Annotated in this window: 6 protein-coding genes; 1 reads left to right on the forward strand and 5 read right to left on the reverse strand. The window is 71.6% G+C overall.

The genetic code is table 11. From position 1 onward, the window contains the following. Positions 1–128 precede the first annotated feature (128 nt). The 5 genes from ACFVH5_RS43465 to ACFVH5_RS43485 all read right to left on the reverse strand — a co-directional run bounded on the left by ACFVH5_RS43465 (position 129) and on the right by ACFVH5_RS43485 (position 4,459). A complete protein-coding gene (locus ACFVH5_RS43465) occupies positions 129–1,082 on the reverse strand; it encodes an ROK family glucokinase (RefSeq protein ID WP_107017445.1) in 954 nt (317 codons plus the stop codon). A 53-nt stretch (positions 1,083–1,135) separates the two neighbouring features. Further along, positions 1,136–1,660, reverse strand: coding sequence for a DUF5304 domain-containing protein (locus ACFVH5_RS43470; protein WP_385839221.1), 525 nt, complete (start codon positions 1,658–1,660; stop codon positions 1,136–1,138). A gap of 58 nt (positions 1,661–1,718) precedes the next feature. Further along, on the reverse strand, positions 1,719–2,906 hold the full coding sequence (locus ACFVH5_RS43475) for an ArsA family ATPase (protein WP_385839222.1): 1,188 nt from the start codon (positions 2,904–2,906) through the stop codon (positions 1,719–1,721). A gap of 43 nt (positions 2,907–2,949) precedes the next feature. Next, entirely contained in the window at positions 2,950–3,471 is a 522-nt protein-coding gene (locus ACFVH5_RS43480) for an SRPBCC family protein (protein ID WP_385839224.1), read from the reverse strand. Between the two features lie 160 nt (positions 3,472–3,631). Further along, on the reverse strand, positions 3,632–4,459 hold the full coding sequence (locus ACFVH5_RS43485) for a metallophosphoesterase (RefSeq protein ID WP_384809394.1): 828 nt from the start codon (positions 4,457–4,459) through the stop codon (positions 3,632–3,634). 296 nt (positions 4,460–4,755) lie between these two features. Here ACFVH5_RS43485 and ACFVH5_RS43490 point away from each other — a divergent pair, with 296 nt between their 5' ends. Then, positions 4,756–6,552 (forward strand): AMP-dependent synthetase/ligase, encoded by a 1,797-nt coding sequence (locus ACFVH5_RS43490; RefSeq protein ID WP_385839225.1) that lies wholly within the window; start codon positions 4,756–4,758, stop codon positions 6,550–6,552. Positions 6,553–6,792 lie beyond the last annotated feature (240 nt).

Raw genomic sequence — 6,792 nt, forward strand, 5'->3', positions numbered from 1 at the left:
GTTCCCCGCGCCCCTGAAAGATGAAAGGCAGGGGCGCAGCCCCGCCTTTCAGGGGCGCGGGGAACTGCGCGGGCGACCCCCACTCGGCCGCAGACGACACACGTCCCCGCACCCCGCGTAGCGATCCGCTACATGATCGGGTCGGGCTCGCGCGCCAGATCCGCCGCGCCCACCAGCCCCGCCTCGTTCCCCAGCTGCGCGGCGATCACATCGGCGACGGGACGCCAGTTCCCACCCACCAGCCACCGCTTGTACGACTTACGGATCGGGTCGAGGACCAGTTCGCCCTCGTCGGAGAGCCCCCCGCCGACGATGAACGCGGAGGGGTCGAAGAGCGAGGCCAGGTCGGCAAGACCCGCACCCGCCCAGCGGGCCAGCTCGCGGTAGGAGTCCACCGCCACCGGGTCGCCCTGCCGCGCCGCCATCGAGATGTGCTTGCCCTCGATGCCGTCGGGCGAGCCGTCCCCCAGCGACAGCAGGATGTCCGCGTTCTCCGGCGTCGCGTTGGCCCGCTGCTTCGCGTACCGGACGAGCGCGCGCCCGGACGCGTACTGCTCCCAGCAGCCCTGCGAACCGCAGCCGCACAGCAGCCCGTCCGGGACCATGCGGATGTGCCCGAACTCCGCGGCCACCCCGAAGTGCCCACGGCGCAGCTTGTTGCCGATGATGATGCCGCCGCCCAGGCCGGTGCCGAGCGTGATGCAGATGACGTTCCGGTGCCCCTTGCCCGCGCCGAACTTGTACTCGCCCCAGGCCGCCGCGTTCGCGTCGTTCTCGACGACGACCGGCAGGCCCACCCGGGCCTCCACCGCTTCCTTGAGGGGCTCCTGCCGCCAGTCGATGTTCGGCGCGAAATAGACCGTCGAGCGCTGCCGGTTGACGTATCCGGCGGCGCCGATGCCGACGCCGACGATCTCGTGCCCGGCCCTGGCACCTTCGACGGCCGCGGCGATCGCGTCCACGATCGCCTGCGGCGTCGTGGGGGTCGGCACCTTGAAGGTCGAGAGGATGTTGCCTTCCTCGTCGACCACCCCGGCCGCGATCTTCGTGCCGCCGATGTCGACGCCGATGGTGAGTCCCATGAATCCCTCAGTTTCGGTCGAGCCCCGCTATGGCCAACCGTACCCGAGCGACTTCAGTCGAGGTCGATGTGTTCACCGCTACCGGTGCCCTCGTCCCGGGGGCGCGCGGCGGTGTCACGGGCGGTCCAGCGCCGTTCCTGCGCCTCGACGGCGGAGCGGTACGCGGCGAGCAGCTCGGAGCCGGCGCTCGCGAGGTGGTCGAAGACGTCGGGGTTGCGCTCGATGACGGGCTCGACGGCGGCCTTGGCCTGCTGCACGACCTGGTTCACCACTTGCTGGGCGGCGCCGCCGGCGACCGCGCCGAGCAGGGGCGACTGCAGTCCGGACAGCTTGTCGGCGACGGCGTCGACGAGTTTGCGCAGTTCCTCGGCGGCCGAGCCGGGCGGCTGGCCGTACTGGGTGCGGCGGCGGGCCTTCTCGGCGGCGAGGTCCTCGGCACACGCCTTCGCCCAGGCGTCGTCGTCGGTCGCCCGGACCTCGTCGCGCGGATCGTCGCGCTCCTCGCCGCGCACCGCGCCGTCCTGCACCGGGTCGAGCGCGTCCTCCCCCGCGTCGGACGTGGGGCGCTCATCGCTCATGGCGGACTCCAAGCATCGGCTCTGTGTCTCTCGACGTTACCCGAACGGGGTAGGCCGTTCACCGTGTCCGTGGCCACAGATCCGGGTCGGGCGCGAACCGGACACGCAGTTCGCCCTCGCGCAGGGAGGCGCCGTCGACCGCGCAGCGGCGCAGGGCGGACGGCAGCGCGACGATCCGGCGGAACTGCCCGACGGTGACGACGAGTTCGTCCCCGCGGCGCACGAGGTCCAGTTCCTCGCGTATCGCGCCGGGCAGCGGGATGTGCCAGACGAGCACGCCGTCGTCGGCGAGCCGGTCGACGACGGGCCAGGCGAGCGGTCCGGGAGCCTCCCCCGGACCGGGCACGGGGAGCAGGGCCAGGTCCTCGGCGCCGCGCGGGTCGCGGCCGAGGTGGGGCACCTCGTGCACCGCGCAGGTCCCGGCGGAGCCCCATTCGTCACGCCATCCGTCGAGGGACTTGCGCTGCTGGGCGGCGAGGGCGGCGAGCCAGGTGTCGGGGGACGCGTCGGGCAGGACGCGGTTGCCGATCAGGGCGTCGGTGCGCAGCCCGCGCAGGGCGAGCCCGGTGACGGCCGACCGTACGGCGTCGGCGCCCGCGGGTCCCGGCTCGGCGACCAGCCGTACCGTCGTGGCCGGGTCCTCTACGGCCAGCTGGACCGCGGCCAGTTCGACGTCCCAGCGGGCCGCCGCCTCGTACAGCCGGTCCGTCGGCATGGGGACGCCGGCCAGGCGGCCGAGGACGGGGCGCAGGGCGCGGGCCGCCTGGCGTTCCGCCGGCAGCAGGCGGCGCAGGTAGCGGCGCAGTTGTTCCGGGAGGGCCAGCAGGGCGAGGGCCTGGGGGGTCGGCGGGAGGTCGACGACCAGCAGGTCGAAGGTGTCCGCGGCGGCCGCGTCGCGCAGGGCGCGGAGCAGGGTGAGTTCCTCGGCGCCGGGCAGCGGGGTGAGTTCCTCGGCGTCCAGGCGGGCCGAGCCCAGCAGGTCGAGGGCGGTGGAGGCCTGTTCCTGGAGGGCCAGGAGGTCCGCCCGGAACCGTTCGCCCGCGTCCGGCCGCCAGGCGGTGAGCCCGGGTGCGGTCTCGGCGGGCGTGGAACCGGTGGAGGCGCCGAGGGCGGCACCGAGGGTGTCGGTGCGGTCCGCGGAGAGCACCAGGGTGCGGGTGCCCCGGCGGGCGGCCTCCCGAGCGGTGGCCGCGGCGACGGTGGTGCGGCCGGAACCGCCGGGGCCGGTGATCAGGATGGTGCGCATGGAGGTGAACGGTACGTGGTGCGGCGGCGCCCGCGACGGGCCGCTACTTGTCGCCCGGTCCCGCCTTCTTGCCGGCGTCCCCCGACTCCGCTTCCTTAGCGGCCTCCTCGGCGGCTTCCTTGCCGGCGTCGCCCGACTCCACGCGCTTCTTCAGGCCCGCCAGCGCGCGGTCGATGATGACCTTCTCCGCCTTGCGCTTGATCATGCCGAGCATCGGGATCTTGACGTCGACGGTGAGCCGGTAGGTGACCTCGGTGGCGCTCAGACCGGCCGGCTTGAGGATGTACGAGCCGTCGAGCGAGCGGAGCATCTGGGACTTGACCAGGGTCCAGGAGACCTCGTGGTCGCCGGTCCAGGTGTAGCCCAGGGTCTGGTCGTCCTTGATGGCGCCCGCGTCCATGACGAGGCGCACCTGCTCCGCACGGCCCTTCTCGTCCGTCGCGAGCACCTGCGCCTCCTTCACCTCGCCCGTCCAGTCGGGGTAGCGGGCGAAGTCGGCGATGACCGCCATGACATCGGCCGGTGCCGCCTCGATCGTGATACTCGAACTGGTGTTTTCCGCCATCGCTGTGGCTCCTCCAGATGCGGTCCGGACAGGGGGTTCTGCGGGCACGAGGGTTCTGCGGGTACGAACGCTTTCTACCTGTGTGCGCAGCGTGAACGCTACCGCGCTGCGCAGGCCCCGCCGCCTCCGGCCCCGCGACCGCCGGTGGCCCCGGCGCCCCTCACCACTCCAGCGCCCACGGCTTCCCCGTCCCGGCGAAGTGACCCACGTTCACGCACTCCGTGGCGCCGATGCGCATCCGCCGGGCGAGCGGCTGGTGCACGTGCCCGAAGAGCGAGTAACGCGGCCTGGTGCGCCGGATCGCGGCCAGCAGCGCCCGGCTGCCCCGCTCGAAGCGCCGCGCCACCGTGTCGTAGACGAGCTCGGGCACCTCGGGCGGGATGTGCGTGCAGAGCACGTCGACCTCCCCGACGGCCTCGATCTTCGCCGCGTACTCCTCGTCGCTGATCTCGTACGGGGTCCGCATGGGGGTACGCAGTCCGCCGCCGACGAAGCCGAAGACCCGGCCGGCGATCTCGACGCGCTGTCCGTCGAGCACGGTGGTGCCGGGTCCTGCGTACTCCGACCAGAGGGACGGGATGTCGACGTTGCCGTAGGTGGCGTACGTCGGAGTGGGGAACGCCGCGAAGAGTTCGGCGTACTGCTTCCGTACGGCCTTCTCGATGGCGGGGCCGCGGTCGACGCCCGCCCACAGCCGGGCACCGAGGGCCCGCGCGTCCTCGTACCTGCGGGCGGTGCGCAGCTCGACGATCCGGTCCGTGTTCTCGGTGCCGAAGAGGTCCGGGAAGATGCCGCGGGAGTGGTCGGCGTAGTCGATGAAGAGGACGAGGTCGCCCAGACAGATCAGGGCGTCCGCGCCCTCACCGGCCCTGACCAGGTCACGGACATTGCCGTGCACGTCGCTCACGACGTGGATCCGGGTTCTCGGGGACGCCCCCGGGGTCTCTCGCTCGCCGCCGCTGTCGCCGCCGCCTTGTGTACCTGCCATGGCGATCAAGGGTAGGCCTGTGGAGCAAAGGTGTGTAGACGCGGGCGGACCTGCGGTTACTACCCAGTCAGTAACGGGTTGGACTACTCTGCGGCAAGGAACGCCAACACGTGTGACGCGGGGAACATCTCACCGGACCCCCCTGTCGAAGAGGCACTACCGGCGGGTAACGTCCGGGCAGTCCAGTCGTGCTCAGGGTTTCAACAACCGACTCCCGGAGCACCTGCCCGAGCCTTGGACCGCTCCGTCGCATCACACGAAGTCGTGGCGTCGGCGCCCTATGAGGAGCAGCAGTCTTGCGCGAGTTCAGCCTTCCGGCTTTGTACGAGGTCCCTGCGGACGGCAATCTGACCGACATCGTCCGCAGAAACGCCGCGCAGCATCCCGATGTCGCGGTCATCGCCCGCAAGGTCGGCGGTACCTGGACGGATGTCACGGCCACCGCCTTCCTCGCCGAGGTGCAGGCCGCCGCGAAGGGCCTGATCGCCTCGGGCGTCCAGCACGGCGACCGCGTCGCCCTGATGTCCCGCACGCGGTACGAGTGGACGCTCCTCGACTTCGCCATCTGGAGCGCGGGCGCCGTCACCGTACCGGTGTACGAGACCAGCTCCCCGGAGCAGGTGCAGTGGATCCTCGGCGACTCCGGAGCGATCGCGATCGTCGTCGAGCTGGACGCGCACGCCGCCGCCGTCGAGTCCGTGCGCGACCGGCTGCCGCACCTCAAGCACGTCTGGCAGATCGAGGGCGGCGGGATCGACGAGCTCGACCGCGCCGGCAAGGACGTCTCGGACGCCGCCGTCGAGGAGCGCAGCTCGCTCGCCAAGGCCGACGACCCGGCGACGATCGTCTACACCAGCGGCACGACCGGGCGCCCCAAGGGCTGTGTGCTGACCCACCGCAGCTTCTTCGCCGAGTGCGGCAACATCGTCGAGCGGCTGCGCCCGCTGTTCCGTACCGGTGAGTGCTCGGTACTCCTCTTCCTGCCGCTCGCGCACGTCTTCGGACGCCTCGTGCAGGTCGCGCCGATGATGGCGCCGATCAAACTGGGCATGGTCCCCGACATCAAGAACCTCACCGACGAACTGGCCTCGTTCCGGCCGACGCTGATCCTCGGTGTGCCGCGCGTCTTCGAGAAGGTCTACAACTCGGCGCGGGCCAAGGCGCAGGCGGACGGCAAGGGCAAGATCTTCGACAAGGCGGCGGACACCGCGATCGCGTACAGCCGCGCGCTGGACACCCCGGCGGGGCCCTCGATCGGCCTGCGGATCAAACACAAGACGTTCGACAAACTCGTCTACAGCAAGCTGCGCGCGGTCCTCGGCGGCAAGGGCGAGTACGCGATCTCGGGCGGCGCGCCGCTCGGCGAGCGCCTCGGCCACTTCTTCCGCGGCATCGGCTTCACCGTCCTCGAGGGGTACGGGCTGACCGAGTCCTGCGCCGCCACCGCGTTCAACCCGTGGGACCGGCAGAAGATCGGCACGGTCGGGCAGCCGCTGCCCGGCTCGGTGATCCGCATCGCCGACGACGGCGAGGTGCTGCTGCACGGCGAGCACCTGTTCAAGGGGTACTGGAACAACGAGGGCGCGACCGAGGAGGCGCTGGCCGACGGCTGGTTCCACACCGGTGACATCGGCACGCTCGACGAGGACGGATACCTCCGGATCACCGGCCGCAAGAAGGAGATCATCGTCACCGCGGGCGGCAAGAACGTCGCCCCCGCCGTGATCGAGGACCGGATCCGGGCGCACGCGCTGGTCGCCGAATGCATGGTCGTCGGCGACGGACGGCCGTTCGTGGGCGCGCTCGTCACCATCGACGAGGAGTTCCTGGGGCGGTGGGCCGAGGACCACGGGAAGCCCGCCGGCTCGACCGCGGCGTCCCTGGCGCTCGACCCCGAACTGCTCGCGGCGCTCCAGAGTGCGGTGGACGACGGGAACGCGGCGGTGTCCAAGGCGGAGTCGGTACGGAAGTTCCGTGTGCTGGCGCACCAGTTCACGGAGGATTCGGGACATCTGACTCCGTCGCTGAAGCTGAAGCGGAATGTGGTGGCGAAGGATTACGCCACGGAAATCGAAGCGATCTACCAGGCCTGAGCCCCGCACCAAAAGGATTGCGCCGTTCCCCGCGCCCCTGAAGGTGCAGGCCGGTGGAGGTCGGCCCCAACGATTGCGCCGTTCCCCGCGCCCCTGAGCGTGCGGGCCGGTGGGGGCGGGCCCAAACGATTGCGCAGTTCCCCGCGCCCCTGAAGGTGCGCGGCGGTGGGGGTCAGCCTCAACGATTGCGCCGTTCCCCGCGCCCCTGAGCGTGCGGGCCGGTGGGGGCGGGCCCAAACG

This window comes from Streptomyces sp. NPDC127119 (genome assembly GCF_042677425.1).
GTDB lineage: Bacteria > Actinomycetota > Actinomycetes > Streptomycetales > Streptomycetaceae > Streptomyces.